17 protein-coding genes are annotated in these 16,084 nt (G+C 49.4%); 3 read left to right on the top strand and 14 right to left on the bottom strand.

Annotated features, from left to right (window positions below; translation table 11 throughout):
• Positions 1-6 precede the first annotated feature (6 nt).
• The 7 genes from ydhT to fumD form a co-directional block, all read right to left on the bottom strand.
• Positions 7-819: a protein YdhT gene (ydhT, locus tag H9644_RS03515; protein ID WP_064530052.1), complete on the bottom strand. Its 813-nt coding sequence runs from the start codon at positions 817-819 to the stop codon at positions 7-9.
• A 3-nt stretch (positions 820-822) separates the two neighbouring features.
• Entirely contained in the window at positions 823-1,608 is a 786-nt protein-coding gene (phsC, locus tag H9644_RS03520; protein WP_191773227.1) for a thiosulfate reductase cytochrome B subunit, read from the bottom strand.
• The gene (locus tag H9644_RS03525; protein ID WP_191773229.1) at positions 1,605-2,273 is read right to left on the bottom strand and encodes a 4Fe-4S dicluster domain-containing protein; all 669 of its coding nucleotides are present in this window, start codon (positions 2,271-2,273) and stop codon (positions 1,605-1,607) included. Before H9644_RS03525 ends, phsC begins: the two co-directional genes overlap by 4 nt.
• Positions 2,274-2,336: 63 nt before the next feature.
• Entirely contained in the window at positions 2,337-2,987 is a 651-nt protein-coding gene (locus H9644_RS03530; RefSeq protein WP_064530055.1) for a YdhW family putative oxidoreductase system protein, read from the bottom strand.
• Between the two features lie 12 nt (positions 2,988-2,999).
• Entirely contained in the window at positions 3,000-5,102 is a 2,103-nt protein-coding gene (locus tag H9644_RS03535) for an aldehyde ferredoxin oxidoreductase (RefSeq protein ID WP_191773232.1), read from the bottom strand.
• A 20-nt stretch (positions 5,103-5,122) separates the two neighbouring features.
• A complete protein-coding gene (locus H9644_RS03540; protein WP_064530057.1) occupies positions 5,123-5,749 on the bottom strand; it encodes a ferredoxin-like protein in 627 nt (208 codons plus the stop codon).
• Between the two features lie 459 nt (positions 5,750-6,208).
• Entirely contained in the window at positions 6,209-6,418 is a 210-nt protein-coding gene (gene fumD / locus H9644_RS03545) for a fumarate hydratase FumD (RefSeq protein WP_000528337.1), read from the bottom strand.
• Between the two features lie 350 nt (positions 6,419-6,768).
• Between fumD and ynhH the strand changes: the two genes are divergently transcribed.
• The 3 genes from ynhH (at position 6,769) to lpp (ending at position 8,930) form a co-directional block, all read left to right on the top strand.
• Positions 6,769-6,963, top strand: coding sequence for a protein YnhH (gene ynhH / locus H9644_RS21705; RefSeq protein WP_242664678.1), 195 nt, complete (start codon positions 6,769-6,771; stop codon positions 6,961-6,963).
• Between the two features lie 7 nt (positions 6,964-6,970).
• Positions 6,971-8,383, top strand: coding sequence for a pyruvate kinase PykF (pykF, locus tag H9644_RS03550; RefSeq protein WP_064530058.1), 1,413 nt, complete (start codon positions 6,971-6,973; stop codon positions 8,381-8,383).
• Between the two features lie 310 nt (positions 8,384-8,693).
• Positions 8,694-8,930, top strand: a complete 237-nt coding sequence (gene lpp, locus H9644_RS03555) for a murein lipoprotein Lpp (protein ID WP_000648420.1) — start codon at positions 8,694-8,696, stop codon at positions 8,928-8,930.
• A gap of 63 nt (positions 8,931-8,993) precedes the next feature.
• Here lpp and ldtE read toward each other — a convergent pair whose 3' ends face one another.
• The 7 genes from ldtE to sufA all read right to left on the bottom strand — a co-directional run bounded on the left by ldtE (position 8,994) and on the right by sufA (position 15,659).
• Positions 8,994-9,998 carry a L,D-transpeptidase LdtE gene (gene ldtE, locus H9644_RS03560; protein WP_191773238.1) on the bottom strand — a complete coding sequence of 335 codons (1,005 nt, stop codon included), beginning with the start codon at positions 9,996-9,998 and terminating at the stop codon, positions 8,994-8,996.
• A 148-nt stretch (positions 9,999-10,146) separates the two neighbouring features.
• The gene (gene sufE / locus H9644_RS03565; RefSeq protein ID WP_191773239.1) at positions 10,147-10,563 is read right to left on the bottom strand and encodes a cysteine desulfuration protein SufE; all 417 of its coding nucleotides are present in this window, start codon (positions 10,561-10,563) and stop codon (positions 10,147-10,149) included.
• A gap of 12 nt (positions 10,564-10,575) precedes the next feature.
• Positions 10,576-11,796, bottom strand: coding sequence for a cysteine desulfurase SufS (sufS, locus tag H9644_RS03570; RefSeq protein WP_191773240.1), 1,221 nt, complete (start codon positions 11,794-11,796; stop codon positions 10,576-10,578).
• Positions 11,793-13,064: a Fe-S cluster assembly protein SufD gene (gene sufD, locus H9644_RS03575; protein WP_191773241.1), complete on the bottom strand. Its 1,272-nt coding sequence runs from the start codon at positions 13,062-13,064 to the stop codon at positions 11,793-11,795. The genes sufS and sufD overlap by 4 nt, the downstream gene beginning before the upstream one ends.
• Positions 13,039-13,785 carry a Fe-S cluster assembly ATPase SufC gene (sufC, locus tag H9644_RS03580; protein ID WP_064530063.1) on the bottom strand — a complete coding sequence of 249 codons (747 nt, stop codon included), beginning with the start codon at positions 13,783-13,785 and terminating at the stop codon, positions 13,039-13,041. Before sufC ends, sufD begins: the two co-directional genes overlap by 26 nt.
• Before the next feature lie 9 nt (positions 13,786-13,794).
• Positions 13,795-15,282, bottom strand: a complete 1,488-nt coding sequence (gene sufB, locus H9644_RS03585) for a Fe-S cluster assembly protein SufB (protein WP_191773242.1) — start codon at positions 15,280-15,282, stop codon at positions 13,795-13,797.
• Positions 15,283-15,290: 8 nt separating this feature from the next.
• Positions 15,291-15,659 carry a Fe-S cluster assembly scaffold SufA gene (sufA, locus tag H9644_RS03590; protein WP_064530064.1) on the bottom strand — a complete coding sequence of 123 codons (369 nt, stop codon included), beginning with the start codon at positions 15,657-15,659 and terminating at the stop codon, positions 15,291-15,293.
• Positions 15,660-16,084: the final 425 nt, after the last annotated feature.

The following is a 16,084-nucleotide window of genomic DNA, read 5'->3' on the forward strand; positions in this document are numbered from 1 at the left end:
ACGGTGTCAGCATTCCACAAATTGATGCTGCTCATTCAGACGATAGCGAACTCCGGCGCGAATATTATTTTCACCTTCAACGGCTACGGCAAAGCGCACTCTTTCGCCGTCATGATACGCCAGCGCGGCGCTGCCCCCTGGCCCGAGAATAATTGAATCCACTACGCCCGTACTCACTACCGTTGAATTTTCACCGCTAGCGATGATATGAACGTTATCGCCACTATTGGCAATTTTGGCGTTTGCGCCAAAGCTGGCGATTTGCACCAGATCGCCATTACTGGCGACATGACACCGTTCACCCAATGTACAAACGCGTACTCGCATTCCGGTATTCGCTATACGACTACTGTCTCCGGCGCTGCTTATCCGCGAGGAATTACCAGTTACAGCAACACGAGCACGTTCACCTGAACTACCGATATGGCTGTTAAAACCGACACTGCCAATCCGCACGCTATACCCCATGCTGGCAATTTGCGCAGCATACCCCACGGTGGCGATTCTGGCGTTATCCTCACAACTGCCGACACGTGCATGATCGTCGCCCCGTGCAATCTGACTGCAAAATGGCATCTCTACGGGGTCTTTGGCCAGTTTTTGCATTGAGGAAACTTCCTGACGAGCGAAATTTTCGTCTGCCAGCCATTTTTTCCAGGCATACTCAACCAGACTTTCCGCCCAGTCAGTAAATCCTTCGCCAATCAGGGCGTGGTGAATATCAGCATAAATTCCACCTTGCGGAAAACGGCGCAGAAACCAGCGATACATAACCGCGCCTACACGCCACTCGCGCAGATCAGCTCGTGTAATGATCATTCGTTAATGCCGGTGATAGCCATCGACCATACATTTAAAGGTTTCGTGCGGAGTACGCCCCGTGGTGCAAAGATAGAGATGGCCGAAGATAAAAAAGAGGCTTATAACTGCCAGAGCAAAATGGGCCTGTAATAACCAGTATCTTACGCCAGGGAACACGTCCCCCACGGCTTGCGGGTAAAGGCATAGCAGCCCCGTCAACAGTAACAGCGGCAGCAATCCATACATCACACCAACATAGGCAGCCTGCTGTAACGGATTGAATTTAGACTGTGTTGTTGCAGGAAATGGATGATCTTCCCCTTGCATAATTCCAAGCAGATAAAATCGCGTTTGTTTAGCCGCTCGCCCCAGCCAGCCCTGGCGACGGATAATGTAGTGATGACCATTACCCCCAACGGCATTAATTAGAACAAAGCCAAGCCAGCAAGCCAGTAACAGGAATCCACAAACTTCATGTACGGCAACCAGACTCTTGACTGCAGCAACGCCCACTAGCGCAAAGTGATTGATTAGCCCACTTGCCAGCAATAAGACAAAGAGTAACGCATTCGACCAGTGCCATAATCTCACCGCCTTGCTGTAGAGATAAACCTTCTCGCCATGACCGGTGGAGGATTTCTTTATGCCACGAGCGCGAAGCAAGGCGTGAAGCCCCAACACTAACCACATCCCGACCAGCAGCAGCCCGGCAATGACCAACCACACTGGCCAAAATTCGGGAGAAAACTGCGGTACATAGTTCGCCAACTGGTTATGAAATTGTTCAGCATTTTGCGACGGGTTCATACATTTTCCTTTTTAATCAAATGTTGACCGAACCGGCGATACAGATGCGGTTTCCCGGCACCAGGCAGCTGATATTGATAGTATTTATTTTCCCGTAACCACGCCTGAATCTCTGGGCTATCTTCGCGACCAAAGATCAACGCATGTTCCGGACAGGCGCTAACGCAGATGGGTGGAAAACCTTTTGCCAGTCGTGACTCGGCACAGAAATCACATTTATCCGCCACTTTGGTCAGCGGATTAAGGTAACGAACCTGATACGGGCATGCGCCAATGCAATAGCTACAGCCAATGCATTGCGATTTTTCTACCCGCACAATCCCCTGCTCATCACGCCACGATGCCCCTGTTGGGCAAACGTCGATGCAAGGAGCATCTTCACAGTGCTGGCATGACTGGCGAAAAAAGTGATACAGCGTTTCGTTATTGTTATCGGTGACCGGGATATGCGCGATAGATAAACGACTGCCCTGTGCCGGTACATGGTTAGTTTTACGGCATGCTCTGGCACAAATATTACAGCCATTGCACCGTGATTCATCGTGAATCATGGAATATCGAACTTCCTTTCCTTGTCGGGTATTCGCTAACAAAGAAGGTGCTGAACCGGTAAAAAAGATTACCGTTCCCATCCCCAGAACAAATTTGCGTCGAGTGAAGGACATCTTATTATCCTCTAATGCTGTGGCTGCGACTGTCCACCCTATCCATGATATCTCCCTGAAACTTCAGGGATTCTGAAACTGCTCAACCTCGAACCATTCGCATAAGCCATAAGCTTTGCCATAGCTCATAAAACGCTCGCTAAACAGATACAACACATCCGTCGATGACGTTACCTGACGTATATCGGCATATTCAGGAGCGATATCCATCGCGGCGAGCGCGGCTTCAATCTGCGCCCCCTGGTAGTAATATGGCGCTTGCGTCAGCATGGCGACCTTATAAGGCCGGGGATACGTCTGGCATTCGAAGCGAACGGCGTGTGCAATGGCCCGACAGATGTCCTGCTCAACGACCTGCAAAGACATAGCGGCATAGTTTTCGCTCATGGTTTGCGTTGAGTAGTAATAATCATCTTGACTGCCCGTCATACAGGCGATATCTGCGAAGTCTGGACTCTGCCGTATGCTTTCCAGCAGTGCAGCAAGATCCTCTTCAGCAACCGAATATGGCGGCGACAGGAACACAGCGCGAGCAACCAGTTGACCCGCCGTCGAATGCTGGCGGATAAACTCTGCCAGAATTTCAGCCGGTTCAGGCTCTGTAACCTTATTGTCCGCAGTGTCATCGGGCTGACGCACACTGTGCAACCATTGACGCTTAGTCACGTCAATATCAGGTGCTTCCAGTTGTGTCATTTCCTCCTGCTGGCTCATTACATCCGTTCCTTATGCTGGTAGCAGGTTATGTGTCGCCAGATCGGCGGCAACATCTTCCAGCCCGAGTCGATGAAGCGTTTCTCGCGTTGGACAACCAAGCTGTGGATCCCACCCCATTTCCTTATAGAAAAGCGTGAGTGACTGGTGCATATCATCGCGGTCCATTTTGTCAGTACCTTCGCTAAAGACTGGAATCTGCGGATCTTTATCAAATACCCAGGAACAGATCAGATCATGCTCATTACGCATATCTTTGGTTTGCATCAGTTTTACCGTGTAAGCACGATGCAACGTAAAGATTCGCTCTGCTGCTAAATCTAATTTTTCCTGCGTCATCTCTTCGCCAGTGATTGCTTTAAAGAATTTGGCTTCTAGTGCAAGGTCGCCGCGATAATTGCGGCTTTTCAGCGGCGAAACGGTCATTGGCCACACCCAGTTGCACAGAGTGACGGCGTTATGCAAACAAACCCGCAACAGCGACCATTTGGCATATTTAATTTTTGCGTCATTGATCGGCGTATAGTTTTTGGTTTCATCGTAAGCATCTTCAGAACCAAAAAGCTCTTTTGCCACTTCGCGCTGCAGTTTCAACGGCAAACCGGAGCCAATAAAGTTGATGTGGGTATGCGTCATACAGTCACGGTTGAACATGCAGTTAACAATAGAACCAACCTGTGCCGACGCTTCATTGGCGTGGTGAACCGGATAACCAAACGGCGACCAGAGTTTATTTTTTGCGTAGCCCCAGTACTCTTCACCCAAATTCCAGCGTTCCGCAATGGCATACGAGCCATCAGCCAGGTGACTCAACTCACCCACGCGGTGCGCCAGACGGTAGTAAAAATCTTTAATGAAATTAACGTCCCCAGCTTCCAGTTGATCCCAACGAATTTCCGCATACTCTTCAGCAGGCAGAACGCGCTTAAACACACCTTTGCTGTAACAATAGGTAAAGTCGCGATGCAACTGCCCATAGTTACACCACAGCCCGTAGTCATCGAACAGATTCAGACCAACCAAATTACCAATCACCCGGCCATCATCTTTATCTTCAAAATCTTTCGGCCCGTTCGGGAAAATGGTGGTATGGACGAAGTTAGCGACACAGGTGTTCCCCCCTGTACTGGGTACACCAAACTCTTTAACCCGAGGAATATTCATCTGGGTCATACAACGAATTGGGCATGAGTGGCAGCCACTCATTTTGACGGTGTATTTCTCTGCTGCCGGACCTAAGTCAAAAACGGATTTATAGGTGCGGAAACCAACCGTGTTCTGATTGCCAGGCGGGATTTCCCCTGTTTCAATCGGACCGCCTTCCGCTGCGCCCCAAAACAGCCCTTTACGTGCTGTCCAGCGTGACTTGGGATCAGAGTACTCTGCCCACGATTGTGGCGTACTTGGCACGACATGGTTGTTATTAGCGCCAATAAGTTCGGTCATCATATAGTCATTGAGCCGTTTCATCTCCTGACGATCGGCAATGCTGACCCCTTTTGTCCCTTCAACCGCAATCGCTTTCAGGTTTTTGGAGCCCATTATTGCGCCAGTTCCCGCGCCGCCACTGTGGTTACGGCTATTCAGCATGCCAGAGAGCGGCACTAGATTTTCACCAGCCTGACCAATAGCCGCTACACAGGTTTCAGGGCTGGTTAAACGGCAAATTTCTTCCGTGGTTGCACGCGTCCCTTTCCCCCACAAGAAATCGGCTTTCTCCAGACTAACTTTGTCATCTTTTATATTTAGCCAGACCGGTGATTTCGCTTTACCTTCGATAATAATGACGTCGTATCCAGCAAATTTCATTTGCGCAGCAAAAAAGCCGCCCATATGGGCGTCGACGACTAAATTTCCTTTGGTAAATGTGGAAAGTGAAGTGATATTTACGCGCGAACTACAGGGCGCACCAGATCCTGTCAACGGCCCCGTAGCAAAGACTAATTTATTTGCTTCATCGAAAGGTTTGGTGCCTGGAGGTACTTCGTCATACATAATTTTGTAGCCAAAGCCCATACCACCGACAAAACTTTTAAACTTACTGGAATCTTCGAGGGTAATATTTCCTGTCGTAAGATTGACTCTTAATATATTACCAGTCCAACCGTTAGCCATGATTTTTTCCTTTGCAAGATTCACACAGTAATATCTTTCCACTCGATAATTTTTAACGCCCCTGTCGGGCAGGCGTTTGCGCATTCACCGCACAACACACATTTCGAGGATTTTTTAGTTTCAGTATTTACGGTAGCCATCATCCACGGACACGCAGTGGTACAGGCGCTACAACCAATGCAACGTTTATGATCCACGGTTATACATCCCTCTTCCTGTTGCCAGGTAATCGCGCCAATCGGGCAAACCTTCAGGCATTGCGGATCTTTACACTGGCGACAGGTGTCGGCGGTATAATTCAGATCGCCGTATAATCCGCCACCGGAACCTACGCCATTGTCGCCAAAGAAATAATTACGATGGATTTTGATGCGGGAGAAAAAAGTACCAACGGCGCCATCGTTATAGTTGGTACAGGAGATTTCGCAGCGATGGCAGCCAGTGCAACGCGCACGCTGGGTAACTAACACCCCTTTGGGCGTGTTTATCAGCCCCACCGTTCCGCTATCGACATCTTCCTGTTTACAGCCCAAAAGTGACAATAACGCAGGGGCAATAGTTAAACCAGCAAGACCTTTTCCTGATATACGCAAGAACTCTAATCGCGTTAAGCCAATATCTAATAGTGGACGTTCAACCGGGTTCATTTATTTCGCATCCTCTTCGCAAACACAGTGCTGACAATTCAGCAGCCTGATATTAACCATTCAACTAATACGCTGCTGACTATGCCTCCAACACCAGATATTTTTGTCCTAACCCGATAGCGCATGAGACATGATTTAACGCAAACAAACTAATCCTTTATGGTTAGGCAAAAAAAATAATGTGATTATTCTTAGTGCTTAACATTGATCGTCATCAATTAAAAACGGAAAGCAGGAGATTAAAAGCGGAGTGATATTTATTATCATTTGAAATGAATTTCACTTACCCTACAGTAATTTGTGATATACATTCCAGAATAAAGAAATAGTTAATTCGCTATAAATTAAAATATATATCGAAATCAACTGGATTGCCTTGCTCCATTTATAAAAATAAACTTAGTTGTGACGATATAATAAAGCAGAGGGGATAAGGCATTGCGCACTATCCCCGCGCAATTATTTCACCAGTGCATTAATGACTGTTTCCATCGCTTGTTTTTCCAGTTCGCTGCGTTGGATACGTTTATTTGCTAATGCTGTACGCAGCACACCAGCGATGACGATGTGTTTTGGCTCCTGACCCAGGTCACGCATCTCCAACACCACTTTCCCTACCACTCTGCACATTTCGCGGTACAGCTCATCATCTTTTGTCCGGTTGCCCATTATTCACACCTATTTATCATGCCAGTTATCAGCATATATCAATCTCATTATTTAAACAAAAAACAAACAAAATCAAATAAATAACTCGATAAATTATTATAATTGCATCTGTTGTATACCGAGAGTAGGCACTCTGTCTTTTCTCCAGCAATCCCCCATCTTCCAGCCATCGCTTTCCCATTGCGCAAACAGCGATGATTTTGCGTAATCTGCTACCGAAGACGTTAAATCTTTGATAACAGTTTATTGTGTATATGCATGAATGTTTTTGAAACGCTGTTTTTGTTTTCCTTTTTGATTAAATTCAGCGTATAATCCGCGCCAATTGACTCTTGAATGGTTTCAGCACTTTGGACTGTAGAACTCAACGACTCAAAAACAGGCACTCACGTTGGGCTGAGACACAAGCACACATTCCTCTGCACGCTTTTTCGATGTCACCTATCCTTAGAGCGAGGCACCATCACTTTCGTAATACCGGATTCGCTTTCCGGCAGTGCGCCCAGAAAGCAAGTTTCTCCTATCCTTCTCAACTTAAAGACTAAGACTGTCATGAAAAAGACCAAAATTGTTTGCACCATCGGCCCAAAAACCGAATCCGAAGAGATGTTAGCTAAAATGCTGGACGCGGGCATGAACGTCATGCGTCTGAACTTCTCTCATGGTGACTATGCAGAACACGGTCAGCGCATTCAGAACCTGCGCAACGTGATGAGCAAAACCGGTAAAACTGCCGCTATCCTGCTCGATACCAAAGGTCCGGAAATCCGCACCATGAAACTGGAAGGCGGTAACGACGTTTCTCTGAAAGCAGGCCAGACCTTTACTTTCACCACTGACAAATCTGTTATCGGCAACAGCGAAATGGTTGCGGTAACTTATGAAGGTTTCACCACCGACCTGTCCGTTGGCAACACCGTACTGGTTGACGATGGTCTGATCGGTATGGAAGTTACCGCTATCGAAGGTAACAAAGTTATCTGTAAAGTACTGAACAACGGTGATCTGGGCGAAAACAAAGGTGTGAACCTGCCAGGCGTTTCCATCGCCCTGCCGGCCCTGGCAGAAAAAGACAAACAGGACCTGATCTTCGGTTGCGAACAAGGCGTAGACTTTGTTGCTGCTTCCTTTATCCGTAAACGTTCTGACGTTGTCGAAATCCGTGAGCACCTGAAAGCGCACGGCGGCGAAAACATCCAAATTATCTCCAAAATCGAAAACCAGGAAGGCCTGAACAACTTCGACGAAATCCTCGAAGCATCTGACGGCATCATGGTTGCACGTGGCGACCTGGGTGTAGAAATCCCGGTTGAAGAAGTTATCTTCGCCCAGAAGATGATGATCGAAAAATGTATCCGTGCACGTAAAGTCGTTATCACTGCGACCCAGATGCTGGATTCTATGATCAAAAACCCACGTCCGACTCGCGCAGAAGCCGGTGACGTAGCCAACGCCATCCTCGACGGTACCGACGCAGTCATGCTGTCTGGTGAATCCGCAAAAGGCAAATATCCGCTGGAAGCTGTTTCTATCATGGCGACCATCTGTGAACGTACCGACCGCGTGATGAACAGCCGTCTCGAGTTCAACAACGACAACCGTAAACTGCGTATTACCGAAGCGGTTTGCCGTGGCGCCGTTGAAACAGCTGAAAAACTGGATGCTCCGCTGATCGTTGTAGCAACCCAGGGCGGTAAATCTGCTCGCGCAGTACGTAAATACTTCCCTGATGCAACCATTCTGGCGCTGACCACCAACGAAAAAACGGCTCATCAGCTGGTACTGAGCAAGGGCGTTGTACCGCAGCTGGTTAAAGAAATCACCTCTACTGATGATTTCTACCGTCTGGGTAAAGAACTGGCACTGCAGAGCGGTCTGGCACACAAAGGCGACGTTGTAGTCATGGTTTCCGGTGCACTTGTACCGAGCGGCACTACCAACACCGCATCTGTTCACGTCCTGTAATATTGCTTTTGTGAATTAATTTGTATATCGAAGCGCCCTAATGGGCGCTTTTTTTATTTAATCGATAACCAGAAGCAATAAAAAATCAAATCGGATTTCACTATATAATCTCACTTTATCTAAGATGAATCCGATGGAACCATCCTGTTTTCTCTCAATTTTTTTATCTAAAACCAAGCGTTCGATGTTTCTTTGAGCGAACGATCAAAAATAAGTGCCTTCCCATCAAAAAAATATTCTCAACATAAAAAACTTTGTGTAATACTTGTAACGCTACATGGAGATTAACTCAATCTAGAGGGTATTAATAATGAAAGCTACTAAACTGGTACTGGGCGCGGTAATCCTGGGTTCTACTCTGCTGGCAGGTTGCTCCAGCAACGCTAAAATCGATCAGCTGTCTTCTGACGTTCAGACTCTGAACGCTAAAGTTGACCAGCTGAGCAACGACGTGAACGCAATGCGTTCCGACGTTCAGGCTGCTAAAGATGACGCAGCTCGTGCTAACCAGCGTCTGGACAACATGGCTACTAAATACCGCAAGTAATAGTACCTGTGAAGTGAAAAATGGCGCACATTGTGCGCCATTTTTTTTGCCTGCTAATTACGCCTATTGCGTTGCACGTAACATATTTCCTTGCTCTGGTTCGCCATTCTGCGCTGACTCTACTGCAGGCGCATTGCTGGCTGTGGGTGTCGCTCGGCTGCTCACCGCAACCGGATACCCTGCCCGACGATACAATGCTTTATCGACTAACTTCTGATCTACAGCTTTATTATCTTTAAATTGCGTAAAGCCTGCAGGCAGCGTGTACGGCATTGTCTGAACGTTCTGCTGTTCTTCTGCCGATAACGGTCGATGTACTTCAACATAACGCATCCCGTTCGGTTCTACGGAGTATTTCACCGGCTCATTGATCACTTTTACCGGCGTTCCCGTTCTCACGCTGGAGAACAGTGCTTTAATATCTGGCGCATTCATACGAATACAGCCCGAACTGACGCGCAAACCGACGCTGTCCGGCGCGCTGGTGCCATGAATGAGATATTCGCCGTTACCGTGCGCCAGGCGCAGTGCGTAGCGTCCCAGAGGGTTATTCGGCCCGGCTGGAACAACTGGCGGTAATTTGATGCCTCGCTCCAGTGAACGCTGACGAATACCCGCCGTGGGCGTCCAGGTAGGATTGGGGATTTTCTGCCCTACACGTGTTTCCATCACCGGCGTTTCCAGCCCCTGCAAGCCAATGCCTATCGGGTAGACCTGCACGATATTTTCTCCCGGCGGATAATAATAAAGACGCAGTTCCGCAAGGTTCACGATTATCCCCTGACGCGGTGCATCAGGTAATAAGAGTTGCGAAGGAATGGTTATTGTCGTGCCTGGTTTTGGCACTGGGGCAATAGTGTTATTGGCCTCAAGGATTAACATCGCCGCAGTATCAAAACGACGGGCAATAGCCTGAAGGTTTTTATCCCCCTCTTGCACCGTATAGGTTTGATTTTGCCCAACCAGTCGGCTTCCGGTTGGCGGGAGCGGGTAATCTACCGCCCAGGCTGCCTGGATGGCGCTAAAAGCGCCGATAAGAGTCAGTGTTAGCAAAGACGCGCGTTTCATTGTAAACCTCCTGTATTTGCCGGAGACTCACGCTAAGACGACGGATGGTGCTTATGTTTACCTGAAACCGAAACACTCCTGTGCAGGCCAGTGTAAGCATCGACCATCCGGCAAAGTGAGCCAACCGGATGAAAGCTGTTCCTTTAGTTTAGCTAAGTGCAGCGGCTTTGGCGCGAATTGCGCGAATCATCGCTTCCAGACCTTGTGAGCGTGATGGGGTGAGATGTTGGGTGAGCGCCATTTTTTCAAACCACGGGCGCACATCGAAATTGACAATATCCTGCGGTGTCATTTGATCGTAGAGAATAAAGACGACTGCAATAAGCCCTTTCACAATGGCCGCATCACTGTCTCCCTGCAATTCAATAATTCCCTTCGCATTCTGGCGCATCACAATCCACACCTGACTCTGACAGCCCTGAATGCTATTTTGCGGACTTCTGTCTTCATCGCCTAATTCCGGCAGACGCTGTCCCAGTTCAATAATGTAGAGATATTTCTCTTCCCAGTTGGTGCAGCGTAAAAAGTTACGCAGCAATTTTTCTTTATCCGGCAATACAGCCATAGAGCCTCCCTTTTACCCCAGTAGACGATGAATACGTTGCAATCCAGTCACCAGACGATCCACTTCTTCATGGGTGTTGTACATTGCCAGCGACGCCCGACACATAGCAGGGACGTTGTAATAGGCCATTAATGGCATTGCGCAGTGATGTCCGGTACGCACAGCAATACCGTAGTTATCAAGAAAACTGCCGACGTCATAGGCGTGGTGTTTGCCGAGATTAAAGGCAATAACGCCAAGTCTGTCTGGCGGACCATAGAGCGTCAGATCCGGCACCGCTGCCAACTGCGACAATGCGTAATGCATCAGATTCTGTTCATACTCGGCAATGTTGTTAAGCCCCAGCGCCGAAACATACTCCAGCGCCGCGCCAAGGCCAATAATACCTCCCGTATTGGGCGTACCCGCTTCAAACCGCCACGGCGCTTTGGTCCAGGTAGTGCCTTCACTCAGGCTGACGGTGGCGATCATTGAACCGCCGCCTTCCCACGGCGGCATCTCCTGCAACAAGGCTTCTTTGACATACAGCACGCCAATGCCAGTGGGGCCATACAATTTATGCCCGGAAAAAACGTAGAAATCGCAGTCCAGCGCCTGAACGTCCACCGGATGATGCATCACCGCCTGAGCGCCATCCACCAGCACTTTTGCACCATGCTGATGCGCAAGCGAGATCATCTCCACCAGCGGATTTTCAGTTCCCAACACGTTAGAAACATGGGTAATTGCCAGCAGTCGGGTTTTCTCGTCGAACAGATTGGGCAGAGTCTCCAGTTGCAACGTGCCGTCGGGGTTAAGCGGGATCACTCGCAACTCTGCGCCAACGCGTGCGCAAAGCATTTGCCAGGGAACAATATTGGCATGATGTTCCATTTGGCTAATGATGATATTGTCGCCCGCCCGCACGTTGCTGTTGCCCCAGCTATTGGCGACCAGGTTAATGCCTTCCGTCGTGCCGCGGACAAACACCAGTTCTTCCGCAGAACGGGCATTGACAAACAACGATGCCCGCTTGCGCACGTTCTCCATTTTCTCGGTCGCCTGGGCGCTTAACGTGTGAATGCCGCGATGCACTGCCGCGTAGCCGTGGCGATAGAATTCGGCCTCTGCGTCAATAACCTGACTCGGTTTCTGCGCACTGGCGGCGCTGTCGAGATAAGCCAGTGGCAGACCGTTAACCTCACGCGAGAGCACCGGAAAATCGGCTCGTACCTTCTCAACGGAAAAAGTCATCTTGCACCTCCCGGCAGCCGTTGACCGATTCGGGCCAGCACCTGCTGTTTGAGCCCATCATCACGCAATGCTTCCGTCAGTTCGGCGGCAAAGGCGTAGATGATCATCTGCTGGGCATCCTGTTGATTGATCCCACGCGAACGCAGATAGAACATCTGTTCGTCATCAATACGCCCCACCGTCGCGCCGTGGCTGCATTTCACATCATCAGCATAGATTTCCAACTGCGGTTTGGTATCCACTTCCGCCAGCTTGCCCATCAGCAGATTATTGTTGGTCATCTGGCCGTCAGTCTTGACGGCATGCTGCGCGACGTTAATCAAACCGTTAAATACCGCGCGGCCTTTGTCGCTGACGATAGTTTTGTGCAACTGGCGGCTATTACAAAAACCTTTATTGTGTTCCAGCCAGGTGCGGGTATCGCAAACCTCGTTTTTCACCGGCATCGCCAGGCTATTGATCCGCAGCGTGCTGTTTTCGCCATTGAGTTGCGTACTGGTGTTGTGTCTCAGCACGGCACCACCAAGCAGGAAACTATGGCTAAATGCCGTGGCATCGTCAGCCAGTAGCAAGTCGTTGTGCGCAAAGTGGTGGCTAACCGGGTTTTCAAACGCCAGCTTGATATGCTGCAAGTTGGCGTTAGCTGCAACGTTGATGGTAAACCGCGCCCCGGTAAAATGGCGGGCATCATTAAGGCTGACAAAATGTTCAATCACCGTCGCTTCGGCACCTTCCGCCAGATCCAGATGATGGCGGTAATGGACGGTGTTCACCTCTTCACCAGTCACGCCCTGGGTGATATGTATTAACAGCAAGGGTTTAGCAGGTCGTTGACCGCGCTTCACGGCGATATGCGTAACACTTTGCGCCAGACTTTCCGTTAGATGCAGAAATACTTCCGGCTGTATGGCATCAGGCAGTCCCTGGCGTTCGTCATTAATACTCACCTCATAGCCGCTGCCTTCGGTCGTATCGCTAAGTGATGGTACGTAGCGTCCATCGACAAACACCAGCCGTACAGCGTCTAACGTTAACGCTAAGGCATCACGCTGCTGCGGTGATATCTCCCCCGCAATGCTGACAAACTGGCTATTGGTTAGCCCTTCCAGCGGTGTATATTTCCAGTGTTCATGTTTACGTGTCGGCAAACCGGTACGCAGCAATTGTTGTAAATGCTGTTGAGCTTCGGGGGAGCGTTTCGCCCCTTCGGCCTCAAACAAGTGATGCCACTGTTGCAGCGCATTACTGCTGTTCGGTAAGCCAGCCATAACCCTGCTCCTCCAGTTGTTTGACCAACGTGAAATCACCGGATTTCACAATTCGCCCCTGATACAGCACGTGGACGTAATCAGGCTTGATGTAGTCGAGAATGCGCTGGTAGTGCGTCACGATAATGAACGAACGCTTGCCATCACGCAGCGAGTTCACGCCATCGGCAACCACTTTTAATGCATCGATATCCAGCCCGGAGTCCGACTCATCAAGAATGCATAACTCCGGCTCCAGCACTGCCATTTGCAAAATATCGTTGCGCTTTTTCTCGCCACCGGAAAAACCAACGTTTACCGAACGGGTTAATAAATCTTCCGGCATCTTCAGCAAGGCAATTTTTTCTTCCATCAAATCCTGAAAATCGAAGCGGTCGAGCGTTTCCTGACCGCGATAACTACGCACCGCATTGAGCGCCGTTTGCAGGAAAAACTGGTTACTGACGCCAGGGATCTCCACCGGATACTGGAAGGCCATAAAGATGCCTTCGCCCGCGCGATCTTCCGGCGACAACGCAAGCAAATCTTTGCCTTTAAACTCAACTGTGCCGTCCGTCACTTCATAATCTTCGCGCCCGGCAAGCGTTGCCGATAAGGTACTTTTACCCGAACCGTTTGGTCCCATAATGGCGTGAACTTCGCCGGGACGAACGTCGAGGCTTAATCCGCGCAGGATAGCTTTATCTTCCACGCTGACATGTAAATCTTTAATACTTAACATATTTATTCCTTATCCGACGCTGTGTTCAAGGCTGATGGCGAGGAGTTTTTGTGCTTCAACGGCAAATTCCAGTGGCAGTTCCGAGAACACATCTTTGCAGAAACCGTTAACAATCATCGAGATGGCGTCCTCTTCGCTGATTCCGCGCTGCAGGCAGTAAAACAGTTGATCTTCGCCAATGCGCGACGTAGTTGCCTCGTGCTCCAGTTGCGCACTGTTGTTACGGCACTCGACATACGGGAAAGTATGCGCCCCACAGTTGGCGCCAATCAGCATTGAGTCGCACTGCGTGAAGTTGCGTGCATTGGTTGCCGTCGGCATGATTTTCACTAATCCGCGATAACTGTTCTGGCTGTGTCCGGCGGAGATCCCTTTCGAGATAATGGTCGATTTAGTGTTTTTACCGATGTGGATCATCTTAGTGCCGGTATCAGCCTGCTGATGACCGCTGGTCAGCGCCACCGAGTAAAACTCACCGATGGAGTTATCGCCGCGCAAAATGCAGCTGGGATATTTCCACGTAATGGCTGAACCGGTTTCTGATTGCGTCCACGACATTTTGCTGTTTTCCCCTTCGCACAAAGCTCGCTTGGTGACGAAGTTGAGAATACCGCCAGTGTTGTTATCGCCAGGGAACCAGTTTTGCACCGTGGAATATTTCACCTCGGCATTTTTATGGATGATGACTTCCACCACCGCCGCGTGTAACTGATAGCTGTCACGCACCGGAGCGGAACAGCCTTCAATGTAGCTGACGTAGCTGTCTTCGTCGGCAACCAGAATGGTACGCTCAAACTGCCCGGTTTTTTCCGCGTTAATGCGGAAATAGGTAGAAAGCTCCATCGGGCAGCGCACGCCTTTAGGCACATAAATAAACGTACCGTCGGAAGCCACCGCCGCATTAAGCGCGGCAAAGAAATTGTCATTCCCCGGCACCACGGTGCCGAGATATTTCTTCACCAGTTCCGGATGGTCGTGAATCGCCTCGCCAAAGGAACAGAAAATGATCCCCTGCTCCGCCAGTTTTTCGCGATAAGTGGTGGCAACCGAAACCGAGTCGAAAATGGCATCCACCGCCACCTCTTTGCCTTCCCGCACGGGAACACCTAACTGCTCAAACGCCGCCTCCACCTCTTTACTTAAAAAGGCGTTCGCGCCAGTTTGCTGCACCGTGCCAGGTTCCGACGCACAGGTATCGTCACAATTACCGCACGACGGTGCCGAGTAATAGCTGTAATCCTGATAATTCAGCTTGTCGTAGTGCGCTTTCAGCCAGTGCGGCTCTTCCATCTCCAGCCATGCACGATAGGCGTTGAGACGAAACTCCAGCATCCACTCCGGCTCATTACGCTTCGCCGAAATTGCACGCACCACCTCTTCGTTTATCCCCTTTGCCAGCTCATCAGTGGCTAACTGGGTAAAGAATCCTTCTTTATAATTCAGCGGGCCGCCGGTCCAGGTTTTGACATCGTCAGTTGCTTCAGTATTACGAGACATAGTACCGCCTATACCCCAAAGCTTTCGCCACAGCCACATTCATTCTGGGCTTTCGGGTTGTGAAATTTGAATATCTGATTGAGTCCTTCGCGAACGAAATCGACTTCCGTGCCATCAATAAACGGCATCGCTTGCAGCGGGACAAATAGCTTCGCGCCGTCACGTTCAAACAGCAGATCGTCTTTCTCTGGCTCGCTGACGCTGTCGAGCACATAGCCAAAGCCCGCGCAGCCCGTTTGTTTCACGCCTAAGCGCACGCCGACCATGCCCGACTGCTTCTCTACCAGCTCACGGATATGCGCCGCGGCTGCGGGTGTTAACGTTAAGCCTTGCCAGGCGAAATCCTCTGGATTAAACGTTCCTGAATGCATGTCCATCGATTTACCTCACTTCATCGCTTTCAGCGGATAACAGCATGTTAGTGATAATGATTATCAGTTCAACCCAGCAAACGCAGGGGCTTTACCATAAAACATGCTTTTTGCCTGCATTTAATAAGCATAGACCCTGATGAGAGGGTTAACAGGCATGCTAAGAATTAGGTATCTCATTGTTAGATAATGATTATTACCGAAGGGGCGTTAAGGTTGTGATGGAAAAGAAAAAGTTGTATCGAAAATGACTATTTAAGAGATAGGTAAAAAAGTGGCGAGTTCAGAAATAAGAAAACCCTTAAGTCTGTGCATTACAGGCTTAAAGGTTTCTACCCCATCCGGCGCTTATCTCCGGCACTCATATGGCTTAGCTCTTGAAGGGGCGATAAGAATAATCTCATAAGACCGGGTCACCGTTTTAACACAAA

Source organism: Escherichia whittamii, assembly GCF_014836715.1.
In the GTDB taxonomy this organism is placed as follows: Bacteria; Pseudomonadota; Gammaproteobacteria; order Enterobacterales; family Enterobacteriaceae; genus Escherichia; species Escherichia whittamii.

Excerpts from the sequence above, each read along its gene's own strand:
- ydhT (WP_064530052.1), bottom strand. The coding sequence starts at position 819 with ATGATCATTACACGAGCTGATCTGCGCGAGTGGCGTGTAGGCGCGGTT.
- phsC (WP_191773227.1), bottom strand. The coding sequence starts at position 1,608 with ATGAACCCGTCGCAAAATGCTGAACAATTTCATAACCAGTTGGCGAAC.
- H9644_RS03525 (WP_191773229.1), bottom strand. The coding sequence starts at position 2,273 with ATGTCCTTCACTCGACGCAAATTTGTTCTGGGGATGGGAACGGTAATC.
- H9644_RS03530 (WP_064530055.1), bottom strand. The coding sequence starts at position 2,987 with ATGAGCCAGCAGGAGGAAATGACACAACTGGAAGCACCTGATATTGAC.
- H9644_RS03535 (WP_191773232.1), bottom strand. The coding sequence starts at position 5,102 with ATGGCTAACGGTTGGACTGGTAATATATTAAGAGTCAATCTTACGACA.
- H9644_RS03540 (WP_064530057.1), bottom strand. The coding sequence starts at position 5,749 with ATGAACCCGGTTGAACGTCCACTATTAGATATTGGCTTAACGCGATTA.
- fumD (WP_000528337.1), bottom strand. The coding sequence starts at position 6,418 with ATGGGCAACCGGACAAAAGATGATGAGCTGTACCGCGAAATGTGCAGA.
- pykF (WP_064530058.1), top strand. The coding sequence starts at position 6,971 with ATGAAAAAGACCAAAATTGTTTGCACCATCGGCCCAAAAACCGAATCC.
- lpp (WP_000648420.1), top strand. The coding sequence starts at position 8,694 with ATGAAAGCTACTAAACTGGTACTGGGCGCGGTAATCCTGGGTTCTACT.
- ldtE (WP_191773238.1), bottom strand. The coding sequence starts at position 9,998 with ATGAAACGCGCGTCTTTGCTAACACTGACTCTTATCGGCGCTTTTAGC.
- sufE (WP_191773239.1), bottom strand. The coding sequence starts at position 10,563 with ATGGCTGTATTGCCGGATAAAGAAAAATTGCTGCGTAACTTTTTACGC.
- sufS (WP_191773240.1), bottom strand. The coding sequence starts at position 11,796 with ATGACTTTTTCCGTTGAGAAGGTACGAGCCGATTTTCCGGTGCTCTCG.
- sufD (WP_191773241.1), bottom strand. The coding sequence starts at position 13,064 with ATGGCTGGCTTACCGAACAGCAGTAATGCGCTGCAACAGTGGCATCAC.
- sufC (WP_064530063.1), bottom strand. The coding sequence starts at position 13,785 with ATGTTAAGTATTAAAGATTTACATGTCAGCGTGGAAGATAAAGCTATC.
- sufB (WP_191773242.1), bottom strand. The coding sequence starts at position 15,282 with ATGTCTCGTAATACTGAAGCAACTGACGATGTCAAAACCTGGACCGGC.
- sufA (WP_064530064.1), bottom strand. The coding sequence starts at position 15,659 with ATGGACATGCATTCAGGAACGTTTAATCCAGAGGATTTCGCCTGGCAA.